The sequence below is a fragment of the Nocardioides alpinus genome (assembly GCF_900112035.1).
GTDB lineage: Bacteria > Actinomycetota > Actinomycetes > Propionibacteriales > Nocardioidaceae > Nocardioides > Nocardioides alpinus.
Window position 1 is genome coordinate 375520 of record NZ_FOKC01000003.1, and the last position, 15023, is coordinate 390542.

Annotated in this window: 11 protein-coding genes; 2 read left to right on the forward strand and 9 right to left on the reverse strand. The window is 73.1% G+C overall.

What is annotated here, in order from left to right; all coding sequences use genetic code 11:
- Window positions 1-139 precede the first annotated feature (139 nt).
- From BM127_RS09570 to BM127_RS22250, 7 genes are all read right to left on the reverse strand, one after another.
- On the reverse strand, window positions 140-3352 hold the full coding sequence (locus BM127_RS09570) for an ATP-dependent DNA helicase (protein WP_231263355.1): 3213 nt from the start codon (window positions 3350-3352) through the stop codon (window positions 140-142).
- A complete protein-coding gene (locus BM127_RS09575) occupies window positions 3349-6600 on the reverse strand; it encodes an ATP-dependent helicase (RefSeq protein WP_231263356.1) in 3252 nt (1083 codons plus the stop codon). Before BM127_RS09575 ends, BM127_RS09570 begins: the two co-directional genes overlap by 4 nt.
- Window positions 6601-6724: 124 nt before the next feature.
- On the reverse strand, window positions 6725-7840 hold the full coding sequence (gene bar / locus BM127_RS09580; RefSeq protein WP_091197822.1) for a barbiturase: 1116 nt from the start codon (window positions 7838-7840) through the stop codon (window positions 6725-6727).
- Between the two features lie 51 nt (window positions 7841-7891).
- The gene (locus tag BM127_RS09585) at window positions 7892-8839 is read right to left on the reverse strand and encodes a carbamate kinase (protein WP_091197825.1); all 948 of its coding nucleotides are present in this window, start codon (window positions 8837-8839) and stop codon (window positions 7892-7894) included.
- A 90-nt stretch (window positions 8840-8929) separates the two neighbouring features.
- Complete coding sequence (locus BM127_RS09590; RefSeq protein WP_308249289.1) at window positions 8930-10222, reverse strand: ArsB/NhaD family transporter; 1293 nt, start codon at window positions 10220-10222, stop codon at window positions 8930-8932.
- Window positions 10219-10698, reverse strand: a complete 480-nt coding sequence (locus BM127_RS22245) for a TrkA C-terminal domain-containing protein (protein ID WP_157829614.1) — start codon at window positions 10696-10698, stop codon at window positions 10219-10221. The genes BM127_RS09590 and BM127_RS22245 overlap by 4 nt, the downstream gene beginning before the upstream one ends.
- On the reverse strand, window positions 10695-11246 hold the full coding sequence (locus BM127_RS22250) for an SPFH domain-containing protein (protein ID WP_157829613.1): 552 nt from the start codon (window positions 11244-11246) through the stop codon (window positions 10695-10697). The genes BM127_RS22245 and BM127_RS22250 overlap by 4 nt, the downstream gene beginning before the upstream one ends.
- A gap of 67 nt (window positions 11247-11313) precedes the next feature.
- Between BM127_RS22250 and BM127_RS09600 the strand changes: the two genes are divergently transcribed.
- Together BM127_RS09600 and BM127_RS09605 are read left to right on the forward strand one after the other, a co-directional pair.
- A complete protein-coding gene (locus BM127_RS09600; RefSeq protein ID WP_091197829.1) occupies window positions 11314-12279 on the forward strand; it encodes a sensor histidine kinase in 966 nt (321 codons plus the stop codon).
- Window positions 12276-12920 (forward strand): response regulator, encoded by a 645-nt coding sequence (locus tag BM127_RS09605; protein ID WP_091197832.1) that lies wholly within the window; start codon window positions 12276-12278, stop codon window positions 12918-12920. Before BM127_RS09600 ends, BM127_RS09605 begins: the two co-directional genes overlap by 4 nt.
- On the opposite strand, the gene BM127_RS09610 is transcribed toward BM127_RS09605, so the two are convergent.
- The gene (locus BM127_RS09610; RefSeq protein WP_198554414.1) at window positions 12887-14245 is read right to left on the reverse strand and encodes a lanthionine synthetase LanC family protein; all 1359 of its coding nucleotides are present in this window, start codon (window positions 14243-14245) and stop codon (window positions 12887-12889) included. The two genes, BM127_RS09605 and BM127_RS09610, sit on opposite strands and share 34 nt — an antisense overlap.
- Window positions 14246-14331: 86 nt before the next feature.
- Entirely contained in the window at window positions 14332-15021 is a 690-nt protein-coding gene (locus tag BM127_RS09615) for an SDR family oxidoreductase (protein ID WP_091197836.1), read from the reverse strand.
- Between the last annotated feature and the right edge of the window lie 2 nt (window positions 15022-15023).

Genomic DNA, 15023 nt, shown 5'->3' on the forward strand with positions numbered 1-15023 from the left:
CGGCAGATCGCAGATCCGAGCGAGCCAGCTGCACGATGTGCCGCCACCTCGCCCACCCGCCCGCACAGGATGGCGGCAGATCGCAGATCCGCGGCGCGCACGTCGCAATGTGCCGCCACCTCGGCCGGCGACCACCCGGTCAGAGCTCGAGCAGCTGCTCCAGCGCGGCACGGTCCGGCAGGTCGGCGGGCTCGACCGTACGGCCGCTCCGGACGTAGTGGAACGCGGCTCGCACCTGCTCCAGCGGCGTCCCGGTGAGCTCGGCCCACGCCAGGCGGTAGAGGGCGAGCTGGAGCGGGTCGGCCGTCTCGTGCCGGCTGGTCTTCCAGTCGACGACGAGGTAGCCGCCCTGCGGCTCGGCGTAGACCGCGTCGATCCGACCGCGCACGACCTGGCCGGCGAGGACGAGCGCGAACGGCGCCTCGACCGCGTGCGGGGCGCGGTCGCCGAACGGACCGTCCTCGAAGCGCTTGACCACGTCGCCGAGGTCGGCCTCGTCGTCGATGCCGGCGTCCGCGCGACCCGGCAGCTCGTCGGGCTCGATCAGGGCCTGCTGGCCGAACCGGTCCTCGACCCAGGCATGGAAGGCGGTGCCGAAGCGGGCTGCGGGCGCGGGCGGACGCGGCATCGGACGGGCGAGCTCGCGGGCGAACGCATCGGGATCGTCCCTGAGCCGCGCCACCGAGGTGGCCGACAGGCTGTCGGGCAGCGGCAGGTCCACCGAGGTGGCGCGTTGGGCCCGCGCCTCGATGAGCAGCTGGACTAGGTCCTCGTCCCAGTCCGCGACGCGCGCGGTCTCGATCATGTCGAGGCCCTCGTCGGGGGCCGTGCGGTCCACGCTGCGGACGAGCTCGGCAGCAGCGAGCCGACGGCGGGCCTCCTCCCCGGGACCGGGGACCGGCCACGGGCGTGACGGGTCGACGTCGTCGTTGGGGTTGGGCGCCTTGCCCAGCGGCTTCTCCATCCAGCGCTCCACCGGGTCGCCCCACTCCTCGAGCTGGTCGCGCACCACGCGCTGGTAGTCCGAGGGACCGAAGGCGCTGGTCCGCTGGCCCCAGACGTAGGACGTCACCGCGAGGTGGTGCGCGGCCCGGGTGAAGGCGACGTAGCCCAGCCTCAGCTCCTCCTCGGCGTCGTGGGCGCGGGTGGCGGCACGGTAGGCGTCGAGCGCCGCCTTGTCGTGACCCACGAGCTGCGGCTGGTCGGCGCGGTCACCGCGCAGCGGTGCGGGCAGCACCGCCGGCGACGACGTCCAGAGGGTGCGCGAGCGGTTGCTCGGGAAACGGGTCTCCCCCACACCGACGCAGAAGACCGAGGGCCACTCGAGGCCCTTGGCGCGGTGGACCGTGAGCAGCTTGACCGAGTCGGCGGCGGTCGGGGTCGCCACGTCGAGGCCGTTGCCCTGGTCGTCCTCGGCGGTGAGGTAGGCCAACAGCGCCGGCAGCGTCACGTCGCCGTCGACGGACTGGAACTCCGCCACCGCCTTGACGAAGAGGTCGAGGTTGTCGCGGCGGGCGGCCGCCGCGGGCGACGTCGCCGAGGCGAGCTCGACGTCGACGCCCGTGGTGTCGATGATCCGCCGCACCACGTCGAGCAGCGGGTCGCCGACGTGGCTGCGCAGGCGGCGCAGCTCGGTGGCCAGCAGCGCGCAGCGGTCGAGTGCCTCGGGCGAGTACGACGCCTCGCCCGGCGACTCCACGGCATCGCTCAGCGCCGGCAGCTCGGACGAGTCGATCCCATCGGCGATCTGCAGGAGCTGGTCGGCCACCGTGGCGGCCTCCTTGCGTCCGCGCACGCCAGCGATCTCTGCGGCCCGCAACGCCAGCAGGCGGAGGTCGCGGGGCCCGATGGCCCAGCGCGGACCGGTGAGCAGGGTGAGCATCGAGGCATTGGCCGTGACGTCGTGCAGCAGCGTCAGCGTCGCCACGACCTCCGCCACCTCGGGCAGCCGGATCAGGCCCGAGAGCCCGACGATCTCGACGGGGATCCCGGCCGTGGTGAGGGCGTCGTAGACCTCCGCCGCCTGGGCGTTGTCGCGACTCAGCACGCCGACGTCGGACCACGCGGCGCCTGCGTCGTGCACCTGCTGGACCTCGGCGGCCAGCCACGCCAGCTCGTCGACCGCGCGCTCGAAGACGTGGGTCTCGACGCGCCCGTCGCCCGCGATGTCGGCGGCGCGCAGCCGGGCCACCTTGTCGCCGTAGGCCGCCAGCAGGGGCTCGGCCAGCCGGTTGGCGACGTCGAGGATGCGCCGGTCGGAGCGCCGGTTGACGGTGAGCGGCAGCCGTCCGGGCTCGCCGTCGGCCGCCGGGAACGTGTCGGCGAAGTTGAGGATGTTGGACACCGAGGCGCCGCGCCAGCCGTAGATCGCCTGGTTGGGATCACCGACCGCCATCACCGGGTGGCCCAGGCCGTGGTCGGGGTCGGGTCCGGAGAAGAGCCGCGACAGCATGGTGGCCTGGGCGACCGAGGTGTCCTGGTACTCGTCGAGCAGCACCACCTTGAAGCGGGCCCGCTCGATCTCCCCCACCTCGGCCTGGTCGTCGACCAGCCGGGCGGCCAGCGCGATCTGGTCGCCGAAGTCCATCAGCCCGAGGTCGGCCTTGAGCGTGCGGTAGCCGGAGACCAGCTGGAGCAGCTCGGCCCGGCGGTCGATCGCGTGGATCGCCTTGGCCGGCGGCTCGAGGTAGGTCTTGCGGGCCTTGCCGGCCTGCTCCTCGGCGACGGCCCGCTCGAACCCGACGCGTGCCTCCGCGTCCACACGGCGTACGTCGTCGGGGCCGACGAGGTGCTCGCTCATCGTCCCGTCGAGGGCGAGGAGGTTCTGGATGGCGGTCGCGGGGTGGTCCGTCAGGAGCTCGATGTGGCCGGTGAAGCGTTCGATGACGCGGGCGCCGAGCTGGTAGCGGGAGGCGTCGGAGACGACGCGGGTGTCGGGCTCGTGGCCGATCCGGAGGCCGTGATCGGTGAGCAGCCCGGCGGCGTAGGCGTGGTAGGTCGCCACCGTCGGCTCGAGGACGTCCTCGCCCTCGACGACCACCGACCGGTCGAGGAGTCCGGCCGCGCCCAGCGCGGCGGTGACCCGCTGGCGCAGCTCGGCCGCGGCCTTGGTGGTGAACGTCAGGCCGAGCACCTCCTCGGGGCGGACCTTGCCGGTCGCCACCAGCCACACGACCCGCTGGGCCATCAGGGTGGTCTTGCCACTGCCTGCGCCGGCCACGACGACCGTGGGCCGCAGAGGCGCGGTGATGGCGGCCCACTGCTCGTCGCTGGCGGCGTAGGTCGCCCCCATCAGGGCGCGGAGGTCCTCGGGGTTGTCGAGTCGCAGGGGCTCGCGGACGGGCTCGCTCACTGGACGGTCACGCTCCCGGCGCCCTTGGCAGGGCAGATGGCGACGAAGGGGCAGTCGCGGCAGTGCGGTCCGGCGGTTGCCGGGAACGTCTCGGCGCGGACCAGCTCGGCCGCGCGGGCGAGCCCGGCCCGGAGCACGGCCCGCTCGGGACCGGCGTCGTCATGGGCCGGCTGGCCCTGCACCTTGGCGGTCGCGGAGTCGTCGTCGATGCCGAGCTGCACCAGCTCGGCGCCGCCCGTGGCGACCGACCGCCCGGCCGCCTCGTCGAGCGCACCCGCGTCGACGGCGTACTGGTAGAGGGCGAGCTGCAGGTTGCCTGCAACGGCCGGGCCAGTGGGCGGCGTGCGGGCGCTCTTGAAGTCGACGACGACCACGCGTCCGGAGTCGTCGATCTCGAGCCGGTCGGCGAACCCGGTCAGGAGCACGGGACGGCCGTCGACCTCGACGACGCTCTGGAAGCGCTCCTCGGCGCCGAGGAACTCCCGCGGGTTGTCGAGGTGCCACCGGACGAACCGGCCCACCGCCTTGCGGATCCGGGCGAGCTCGCGCTGGCGCGACCACGGCGTGCGGAAGGCCAGGCGGTCCCAGATCGCCTCGACCTCGGCCATCAGCGGATCGACCTCGGCGGGCAGCTCGCCGTGGGCGACCCGCTCGGCGAGGGCGTGGAGGACCTGACCGAGGTTGGCCGACTGGTGCACGGCGGAGACACCGCCCGCCTCCCGCTCGAAGAACCACTGGGCGGGGCAGACGAGGATCGACTCGAGCATGCTGGCCGAGATCGGCACCGGTCGCTCCGGGTCGCGGATCGGCTGGACGGACCGCGTGGCGCTGCGGGTGCCCCACCACGTGGCCGGGTCGGCTGCGGGAACGAGCTGCCGACCGTCGACCTCCTCGGCCGCGAGCGCCGCGAGCCGTCGCGCGGCGGCCTCGCGGAGCGGCTGGGAGACCTCGGGATCGGCCGCGGTGCGGCGCAGCTCGGCCACGAGCCCGCCGAGCGAGAGCGGACGGGGCGGGCGACCGTCCTGGTGCTCGATGGTGACGCCGAGCTCCTCGAGGAAGCGGGACGGCTGCTCGCCCTCGTCGTCGGGCGACTTCACAGCGCTCACCACGAGGCGGCGCCGGGCACGGGTGCAGGCGACGTAGAACAGGCGGCGCTCCTCCATCAGGAGCGCCCGGGTGGTGACGGGTGGGACGAGGTCAGGGTGTCCGGCGACGTCGACGCCGATGCGGTCCGCACCCAGGAGCGTCGTACGGCGACGCAGGTCGGGCCAGCCCTCCTGCTGGACGTGGGCGACCACGACGAGGTCCCACTCGAGGCCCTTGGACCGGTGGGCGGTGAGCAACCGGACCGCTGAGCCGCGCACGCCGCGCTCGGCCAGGGTGTCGGCAGGCAGCTGCTGGGCGACCAGGCTGGCGAAGAAGGCGCCGACCCCGACGTGGTCGCGCTGGTCGACGGCCCGTGAGGCGAGCTCGAACAGCGCCACGATCGCGTCGAGGTCGCGGTGCGCGCGCCGCGAGCCGGCGCCGCCCTGGTCGACCTGCCGGCGCAGGCGCTGCGGCCAGGTCGTGCTCGACCACAGGTGCCACAGGACGTCCTCGACGCCCGCGCGGTCGGCGAGCTTGTGCACGCCCTCGCGCAGCAGGTCGGCCAGCGCGGCGGCGCGCTCGACGTCGGGTCCGTCGAGGCCGTCGAGGAAACCGGGGGCGACCACGGCGAGGCGGAGCAGCTCGCGGGACGTACGTCGGTCCTGCACGTCGGGCTGTTCCTTCTCCCGCGTGCGGAGGCGGCGTACGAGCGCGCGCAGGTCGGAGGCGTCGAGGCCGCCCAGCGGCGAGAGCAGCAACGACTCGATCCGGCCGGGGTCGAGGAAGTCGGGCGAGTCGGGGTCGTCGTTGTCGAGGTGGACCACGGCCCGCAGTCCGTCGAGCAGGGGCAGGACCGCGGGATCGCGCACCAGCGGCAGGTCGTCGGAGGCCACCTCGACCGGCACGCCGGAGGCGGCCAGGGCGCGACGCAGGGGCGGGATGCTGGTGCGGCCGGACCGGACGAGCACGGCCATCCGGTCCCACGCGATGCCGTCCTCGAGGTGCGCGCGGCGCAGCAGGTCGGCGAGCCGCTCGGCCTCGGCGCGCTCGGTGTCGTAGGTGACGACCTCGACCCGGCCGGCACCTTGCGGGCCGGGCACCGCCTCCGGTGCGAGGAACGCCTCCCGGGCGTCGGCGTCGATGCTGCCGGTCAGCGTCAACCGGTGCGCGACCCGGTTGGCCGCCAGCAGGATCCGAGGGCCGAACCGTCGGGTGCGCCGGAGCACGACAGTGGGAGCCGGCCGCCCGTCGGTGGTCGGGAAGCTCGCCGGGAAGTCGAGGATGCCGCGCACGTCGGCTCCTCGGAAGCCGTAGATCGACTGGTGGGGGTCACCCACCGCAGTGAGGTTGCGGCCGTCACCGGCGAGCGCGCGCAGGAGGGCGACCTGACCGGGGTCGGTGTCCTGGTACTCGTCCACGAAGACGTGGGTCCAGCGGGCGCGGAGCTCGTCGCGGTGGGCCTCGGCCTCGATGACCGCGCGCCGGATCAGGTCGGAGTAGTCGGTGGCACCGAGGTTGTCGAGGATCGTGAGGTACTGCTCCATGAAGAGGCCGGCCGACACCAGCTCCGGGAGGTCGTGCTGCTCGCCGAGGCTGCGCAGGCCGGCCGGGTCCAGTCCCTTCTCACGGGCGCGGGCGAGCACCGCCTGCACCTCGCGCACGAAGCCGAAGGTGCCGACGGCCCGGCGGAGCTGCTCGGGCCAGACCACGGACTCGGGGTTGTCGCGGAGCAGCTCGCGCAGCACGACGTCGGCCTCCGGTGCCGACAGCAGCCGGATCGCGCCCTCGTAGAGCTCGGCAGGCGCGTACTTGCGGACCAGCGCGTAGGCGAACGAGTGGAAGGTCGAGCAGGAGGCGGCCGACGTCGTGCGGGCGACCCGCGCGGTGACCCGGTCACGCAGCTGCTCGGCGGCCTTGCGCGAGAAGGTCAGCGCGAGCACGGCGTCGGGCGAGGCGCCACGGACCTCGATGCGGTCGACGATGGCCTCGACGAGCGTGGTCGTCTTGCCCGTCCCGGGGCCGGCCAGGACGAGCAGCGGCCCGCCCTCGTGGTCGACGACGCGCTGCTGGTGCTCGTCGAGCTCGGGCACCACGACCTCGCGGTCGGGGGCCACCAGCCGGTAGCGCACGGCTGCCGGGGTCGGTGCGGTCGAGGTGCTCACGGACGACACCCCATCACGAACCACCGACACCGCGCGTCGTGCGCCCCTCGGTGTCGGCCGGACCGCTGCGACGTCATACGGACAGGGCAACCACTGGCCCCGTCCGTATGACGTCCGGGATCTGTCAGGACATGTCGACGATCGCGGCGACCGGGCCGCCGCCCTCGGGGCCCTGGTGGGCCGCCGAGACCGACACGAAGACCGCGGGGTCTCCGGTCACGGCCGCGGTGACGCCGCCGACGCACGCCTTGATCTGGCGGTGCCAGTGCACGTCGGAGTCGTCGAGCATCGCGTTGCGACGGCCTCGGACCATGCCGTCCTGGCTGGCCTCGCACTTGAGGAACACGTTGACGAGCCTGCCGTCGAGGTCGCTGGTGCGCGGGCGCTCCGGCAGGTCGAGACCGGCCGAGCGGATGGCGTCCCAGATGCCGTCGGCGTCCAGCGCGTCCTTCATGACCGAGTGGCCGATGCGGTAGCGGCCCCCGACGCCCGTGGCGTTGCCGACCACGACGATCTGCGCCACGTCGAGCTCGACACCCGACGAGCAGGAGGCCACCGAGGAGTAGAGCTCGCGGTTGTGCATCACGTCGGCGTCGGTGGGCATGTCGATCTCACCGAGCGCGACGGCGATGCCGAGGCCGGTGGCGCCGTTGGAGAGGTCCATCGACTCGTGGGTGTGCTCGGTCCACACGCTCTTGCCGCGCGACTTGGCGTCGCGGATGGTGTGGATGGTCAGCAGCGGGGTCTTGGTCTGCACGTAGTGGACGTCGGCGGGGTCGGTGATCCCGGCGCGCTCCATGGCGACCTTCACGCCCGCGGCGACCTTCTCGATCATCGCGACGTAGCCGATCTCCTCGGGCAGGAGGGGCTCGCTCATCGCGAAGCCGGCGGTCAGCCGCATCTCCTCGCGCGACGGGTCGTCCTCGGGGACGGCGCCCTCAGGAAGGTGGGCGAAGATCGTGGCGTGGGGGCTGATCACGCCGTCGGTGCCGCCGGACCACACGATCGGCACGCCCTTGACCTGCTCGGGGTCGGCACCCTTGGCGATCAGAGCCTCGCGGAACGCGCGGTCGGCGATGATCCGGGTGTAGTCGTTGACACCGCCGTTGCCCTCGGTCTTGCCGATGATCGCGAAGACGCGGTCGGCCGCGATGACGCCGTCGTCGATGAGGCGTGTGAGCTCGGAGGCGTCGGACACCGAGTGGATGGGGACCTTGCGGACTTCGATGGCGCTGGGCATGTTCAGCAGTTTCCTTTCGGGAGGGGTTTCGAGGCTCGCTTCGCTCGCACCTCAACCACCGGAGGGTGTCGGTACGACGACGGTGCCGACCTCGCCGGCGACCGCAGCGGTGATCTGGTCGAGGCTGGTGATGACGCCGGTGCGGCCGGTGGCCTCCACGAAGCGGCACACGGCGTCCACCTTCGGGCCCATCGACCCGGAGGCGAAGTGCCCGTCGGCGGCGTGGCCGCGCAGCTCTGCCACCGTCAGGCGCCCGAGCGGCTCGGCGTCCGGCTCGCCCCAGCGGATGACGGCGTGGGGCACGTCGGTGGCGACGACGAGGACGTCGGCCCCGGTGGTCTCGGCAAGCAGGCCGGCGCCGAGGTCCTTGTCGATGACGGCCTCCACGCCGGCCAGCGAGCCGTCAGGGCGGCGTACGTGCGGGATGCCGCCGCCACCGTTGGCGACCACGACGAAGCCCGCCTCGATCAGCGCGAGGACGGCCGGCGCGTCGATGATCTCGAGCGGCTCGGGCGAGGCGACGACGCGCCGCCACCCCTTCTCGCCGCGGTCCTGCCAGGTCTCGCCGTGGCCCATCAGCAGGCGGGCCTCGGCCTCCGGGAGGTGCCGTCCGATCGGCTTGGTGGGGGTGGTGAAGCCGGCGTCGTCGGCGTCGACGAGCGTGCGGGTGACCAGCGCTGCGCTGCGACGGTCGAGGTCGCGGGCGGCGAGCTCCCGGTCGAGGGCGTCCATCAGCACGAAGCCGAGCGTGGCCTGCGTCTGCGCGCCGCACCAGTCCAGGGGGACGGGAGGTACGACGCCCGCGGCGAGCTCGTTCTTGACGAGGAGGTTGCCGACCTGAGGACCGTTGCCGTGCGTGATCACGACGTCGTGGTCGTGCTCGAGCAGGCCGGCGACGGCAGCCATCGCCACCTGGGCGGCGGCGATCTGGTCCTCCGGACGCGCCCGCCCGTCGGCGTTGGTCATCGCGTTTCCGCCGAGTGCGAGCAGGACCCTCATGCGTCGACCCTAGTGTCGGCGCTCACACCGACCCCACGGCACTTTCGGCCAACAACGCGCCCGACCGATGGCAACTCTTGTGGGCGTCGTTCAGGCCAGCGCGAAGTACCTGAGGTAGACGTACACCCAGGCCACGAGGAGCGTCGCGACGGTCACCACGACGCCGTACCTGGTGAAGCCCCAGAAGCTGATCGGCTCCCCCGCCTTGGCCGCGATGCCGAGCACCACGACGTTGGCGCCGGCCGCGACGGCCGTCGCGTTGCCGCCGAGGTCGGCGCCGAAGACGAACGCCCACCACAGGGGGCTGTCGGCGCCGGAGGCACCGGTGCCGGCCACCATCTCCTCGACCACCGGGACGGTGGCGGTCGTGTAGGGGATGTTGTCGACGAAGGCACCGATGACACCGGAGCCGAAGAGCAGCGCGGTGGCGCCGAGCAGCTGCCGCTCCCCCATGGTCGCCGCGGCCCACTCGCTGATCGCGCCGATGATGCCGACCTGCACCAGCGCGCCGACAAGGACGAAGAGCGCCATGAAGAACGCGAGGGTGGCCCACTCGACCTCCTCGAGGAACTCCTCGGGCTCGGTGCGCGACACCAGCACCATCGCCCCGGCGCCCATCATCGCGACCACCGAGGGGTCGAGGTGCATCACGGAGTGGAGGCTGAAGGCGACCATCACCAGGACGAGCACGACGAGCGAGCGGCGCAGCATCCGGACGTTGGTGATCGCGTCGGTGGGTCGGAGGTCGTCGAGGCCGTGGACGTTGCCCATGACCTGCATGTCCTTGCGGAACAACCATCGCGCCATGACGATGAACATGACGAGCAGGATGATCGTCAGGGGCAGCGAGTGGACGAGGAAGTCGGTGAAGCTCAGCCCGGCGCGGCTCGCGATGATGATGTTGGGCGGGTCCCCGATGAGGGTCGACATGCCGCCGATGTTGGAGGCGAGGATCAGCGAGATCAGGTAGGGCGACGACGGCAGCTCGAGCCGCCGGCAGACCGACAGCGTCACCGGGGCGACGAGGAGCACGCACGTGACGTTGTCGAGGATCGGCGCCACCGCGGCGCCGACGAGGACGAGCAGCACCAACAGCTTGTAGGGGTGCCCCCCGGACTTCTTCGCCGCCCACAGCGCGAGGAACTCGAAGAGTCCGGTCTGCTTGAGGACGCCGACGATGATCATCATCCCGAAGAGCAGGAAGATCACGTTCCAGTCGACGCCGGTGTGCTCCTCGAAGAAGGCGGTCTCGGCGTCGACGAGACCGATCACGACCATGCCGGCGACGCCGCCGAGCGCGGCGGCGACCCGGTGCACGCGCTCGGTCGCGATGAGGGCGTAGGCGACGATGAAGACCGCCAGTGCGGCGGAGGTGAGGATCACGCAACCCTCCGGCGTACGCCGAACGCGCGGGCGGTGCCGGAGGACTCGTCCATGTCCTCGGCCCAGCCGGCGAGGCGGCCGTAGCGGCTGACGGACCGGAGGCGCTCCTCCACCTCGCTGACCTGCCCCAGCGCGGCGACGACGAGGACCTGGTCGCCGGTGCGCAGCACGCTGCGTGACTCCGGCACGAGCACGTCCTTGCCGCGGGTGACGATCGCGACGCCGGAACCGGTGGGCAGGCGCAGCTCCCCGATCTCGACCCCGGCGAGGCGCGAGGCGGGCTCGACCTCGAAGCGCAGCAGCACGGCGTCGAGCCGGTCGAGGGTGGCGAAGCCGATGGACACCTTGTGCACGAAGCTGCCCTTCTCCTGCCAGCGCGGCTGGCGCCCGCGGCCGATCGCCAGCCCGACGGCGAAGCCGATCGCGCTGCTGATGAGGGCGACCGAGACGGCGACCTCGAGGACGTGGGCGTTCATGCCGGTCCTCCCGGAGTGAGCCGCGCCTCCACCTCGGTGACGGCCACCGCCGTCGCCCGGGTGCCCGCCGGCAGGCGCCGCGTGACGAGGTCGGGCCAGCCGGCCTCCAGTGACTCCAGGTCGTCGACGAGCGAGCGGACCTCGAGCCGCTGGACGGCGGCACCGACCGTCTCCTCCGCGAGGCGTACGACGTCCGCGGTCGGGACGAACGGGTCGCCGGGCCGGGCCTCGCACACCTCCAGCTCCAGGTGGGCCAGGGCGATCACGTCCACGCCGTCGGCGGTGGTGGACCGGACGACCAGCGGCAGCACGCGCGGTGCCACCGGCACGGTCTCGAAGTCCTGCAGGACCGGCACCCGCAGCAGCAGGCCGTGGCGGCGCGAGCGGATGACCGTGCCGTGCCGGACGACCATCGCGAGCTCGCCGGGACCCACCCGGCGCACGCACATCAGCGTCGTGAACAACAGGCTGGGACCGACGATCACCAGCCAGACCACCCACGCGGCTCCGGTCGGGTCGACGGCGGTGTTCTCGTCCGGGGGCGGCATGGTTCGAGTCAACGAGTGCGAGGCCCTGGAACCCATGGGGTGCGGACCCCATCTGGGAGGGTGGAGCATGCGCCTGCCCAGCCACCTCCTGCTGTTCTGGACGATCTGTCTGATCAACGGTGCGGTGCTCGTGGTGGGCGCGCTGGTGCTGGTCCTGTCCCCTGCGCGCGTGTCGTCCGACCCGGTGCCGTCGGAGGTCCTGGTGGTGGGGATCGGGCTCGCCGTGGTGCTGGTCGCCGACGCGCTGCTGATCCGCTGGGCGCTGGCCCCGCTGCAGCGGCTCATCGCCCGGCTCGGCGACATCGAGCGTCTCGAGCCCACCCGGCTGCCCGAGGAGGGCTCGGGACCGGTCCTCGGCATCGCGCAGAGCGTCAACGGCCTCCTGCTCCGGCTGGCCGAGGAACGTCGCACCGGGGACGCCCGCGCCCTTGCTGCCCAGGAGGCCGAGCGGCACCGCATCGCCCAGGAGCTCCACGACGAGGTCGGCCAGAGCCTGACCGTCGTGCTGCTGGGGCTCAAGCAGGTCGAGTCGCACGCGCCGTCCGAGCTGGTCGAGGAGCTGGCTGCCGTGCGCGAGAGCGCCCGCGCCGGCCTCGACGACGTACGCCGGGTGGCGCGCCGGCTGCGCCCCGGGGTGCTCGAGGACCTCGGCCTCACGAGCGCGCTCGCTGCGCTGGCGACCGACTTCGCCGACCACAGCGGCGCCGCCGTACGCCGCTCGTTCGCGCCCGGCCTGCCGCCGCTCTCCCCGGAGGCCGAGGTCGTGGTCTACCGGGTCGCGCAGGAGGCGCTGACCAACGCTGCCCGCCACGCGGACGCGCACGCCGTCGAGCTGTCGCTGCGCCGGCTCGGGGACTGGGTGGTGATGGAGGTCAACGACGACGGACGTGGGTTCGAGGGACTCGACGAGGGCTCCGGGTTGATGGGCATGCGCGAGCGTGCCGCGCTGGTGCGCGCCGAGCTGTCGGTGATCAGTCAGCCGCGGCGCGGCACGACGGTGCGCCTGCGGGTTCCTGTGGGGGTGGCGTCATGATCCGGATCCTGCTCGCCGACGACCACACGCTCGTACGCCGCGGGGTGCGCCTGATCCTCGAGCAGGAGTCCGACCTCTCCGTCGTCGCGGAGGCGGCCGACGGCGTCGAGGCGGTCGAGCGGGTCCGGGACACCGAGGTCGACCTGGTCGTGCTCGACATCGCGATGCCGCGGATGACGGGACTGCAGGCGGCTGCCGAGATCGCCCAGCGCCGCAACCCGCCGCGGATCCTGATGCTGTCGATGCACGACAACGAGCAGTACTTCTTCGGCGCGCTCAAGGCCGGCGCCAGCGGCTACGTCCTCAAGTCGGTCGCCGACGAGGACCTCGTCGGCGCGTGCCGGGCCGCGATGCGCGGCGAGACGTTCCTCTACCCCGGCGCGGAGAGCACGCTGGTGCGCGACTACCTCGACCGGCTGCGCCGTGGAGAGCGGGTGCCCGCCTCGGTGCTGACGGCGCGTGAGGACCAGGTGATCAAGCTGATCGCCGAGGGCCGGTCGTCCCGCGAGATCGCCCGCGACCTGCACATCGCACCCAAGACCGTCGAGGGCCACCGGGCCAACATCCTCGGCAAGCTGGGGATGCGCGACCGGGTCGAGCTGACCCGCTACGCCATCCGGGCGGGGCTCATCGAGCCCTGAGACTCGGGCAGGTTCCACCACGTGTCGAGCCGCGCCTCGGCAGGCGCCGTACGTCCTTCGCGCAGCACCCGCGCCAGCCGCATGAGGCAGGCCGCGATGCCGGCCGTGCCCTGCATCCAGCCGACCCCCGGCGGCAGCAGCGGCTCTGCGTTGCGGTGCTCGGTGAAGCGCCAGCAGGCGCGGTCGCCGTCGATCACCGCGCGCTCGACCAGCGCGTCGCCCAGCACCTGCGCGAACACGAGGTCGTCCTCGACGCCCCGCCTCTGCCACGCGTCGAGGAAGATGTCCCCTACGCCGGCGGTGCCGCAGCAGCGACCGTCGTTGTCCCAGAAGCCCGGGCGCAAGCGCTCCGGGATCCCGGACGTACGGATGCTGCGCAGGCAGCGCCGCTGCCACTGCGCCGGGGTCTCCCCCGCCACCTCCGCAACGCCTGCGTACTCGAGCGCGGTGAAGAGCAGGGACGTGCCGGTGGGCCCGTGGCACCAGGTGAAGGTCACTTCGTCCAGGTCCGGGTCTCGGGGGATCTCGTGCGGTAGCACGAACCCGCCGTCGCGCCTGTCACCCAGCGTCACGAGGTGCTCGGCACCGCTGCGGGCCGCCGCAACGAGGTCAGGCCTGCCGAGCTCGGCCCCCGCCACCGCCAGGGCCGCAGCGATGCCGGCCAGACCGTGCGACCAGTTGGGCATCTGCATGTCGCCACGCTCGGCCCGCACCTCCTCGGTGTGGCGCGGGGGCAGGAAGGACCAGTTGGTGCCGGCGTCGGTCGGCTCGCCCTCCGCCAGCAGGATGTCCGCAGCTCGGTGGGCCAGGTCCTCCGCACCCGGCGTGCCCTGCCGTCGGGCCCAGACCGCGCCGAGCAGGTTGCCGGCGGTGCCGAGGGTGACGTCGTTGATCCGGGCGTGCGGGGCGAACCGTGGTGGCGTCATCCACGGCTGTTCCCACCCGTCGTCCGTGGCAAGCTCGGCGAGCCGGGCGATGGCTTCCGCCGCCCCGACTGCGTCCAACGCGGACAGCACGCCGAGGTCGCTGACCAGACCGTCGAAGTAGGAGTAGGCCGTGGTCGTCGCGAGCCCCGCTCGGACCCGCGCGGCTATGCCGTCGGCAAGGGCAGACTCCTCCGCAGTCCAGGGCCGGGCAGTCCTCACCTCGGCCAGCAGGTGGGCCAGCCCGCCGATGCCGCTGTGCATGCCGTCGCGCTCCTCCGGCGGTCCGCCCTCGTGCGGCACCGACTCGGGGATCCAGGGGCCGTCGTCCCAGCGGACCTGGTCGAGCACCCACCGCCAGGCGGCCTCGCCGAGGTCGGCGTACGTCTGGGCAGTGGTCACGCCCCGATGATCGCACCGGGTCGTGCACCCGCGCGACGTCATACGGAGGGGGCAGCCGTTTGCCCCCTCCGTATGACGTCCGGAGATCAGGCGAGGAGGGAGGCCAGGACCCGCGTCCCGACGGGCAGCCCGTGCACGTCGTAGTAGGCGAACATCGCACTGAGCCACGGGTGCCACCCCGGGTCCGGCACCTGCGTCACCGCCACGCCCACCTCGTCGGCCAGCTCGCGGACGGTCGCGACGCGCGTCGCGAGCTCGTACGTCGCTCCCCCGTGGCCGGGCTCGGTGAGCACCACGGCGGCAGCACGACCGAGGTCGGCGAGGTCGAGGAAGCCGAACGGCACGTCGAGGGAGTACGGCACCTCGAGCGGGCCGGTGAGGTCGAGGTTCTGCAGGTAGGCACCGGGCTGGAGGATCGTCCAGCTCAGGCCGCTGCGCCGGACGAGGTCCTCGCTGCGCGCCTTCGCGAGGTGGTGCGGCATCGAGGGCGCGTAGGGCGAGGCGACCGAGTGGTAGACCACCCGGCCGACCCCGGCCTCGGCGAGCGCCCTCAGCGCCGACGTGACGTACGCCGGCTCGTCGGGGTGCAGGTTGGGGGCGATGACGTACGCCGCCTCGCACCCGGCGACGGCCCCTGCGAGGTCCGGCCAGTCCGCCCGTCCGAGCGGCACCGGCTCGACACCGCGGGCGGCCCGTGCCTCACCGACCGCGCGGCCGGTCTTGCCGTGGCCGCCGAGGATCGCGACGCGGGGTCCCGACTCCCCTCGACCGGCCATGC

Excerpts from the sequence above, each read along its gene's own strand:
- bar (WP_091197822.1), bottom strand. The coding sequence starts at position 7,840 with ATGCCCAGCGCCATCGAAGTCCGCAAGGTCCCCATCCACTCGGTGTCC.
- BM127_RS09615 (WP_091197836.1), bottom strand. The coding sequence starts at position 15,021 with ATGGCCGGTCGAGGGGAGTCGGGACCCCGCGTCGCGATCCTCGGCGGC.
- BM127_RS09600 (WP_091197829.1), top strand. The coding sequence starts at position 11,314 with ATGCGCCTGCCCAGCCACCTCCTGCTGTTCTGGACGATCTGTCTGATC.
- BM127_RS09585 (WP_091197825.1), bottom strand. The coding sequence starts at position 8,839 with ATGAGGGTCCTGCTCGCACTCGGCGGAAACGCGATGACCAACGCCGAC.
- BM127_RS22245 (WP_157829614.1), bottom strand. The coding sequence starts at position 10,698 with ATGAACGCCCACGTCCTCGAGGTCGCCGTCTCGGTCGCCCTCATCAGC.
- BM127_RS22250 (WP_157829613.1), bottom strand. The coding sequence starts at position 11,246 with ATGCCGCCCCCGGACGAGAACACCGCCGTCGACCCGACCGGAGCCGCG.
- BM127_RS09605 (WP_091197832.1), top strand. The coding sequence starts at position 12,276 with ATGATCCGGATCCTGCTCGCCGACGACCACACGCTCGTACGCCGCGGG.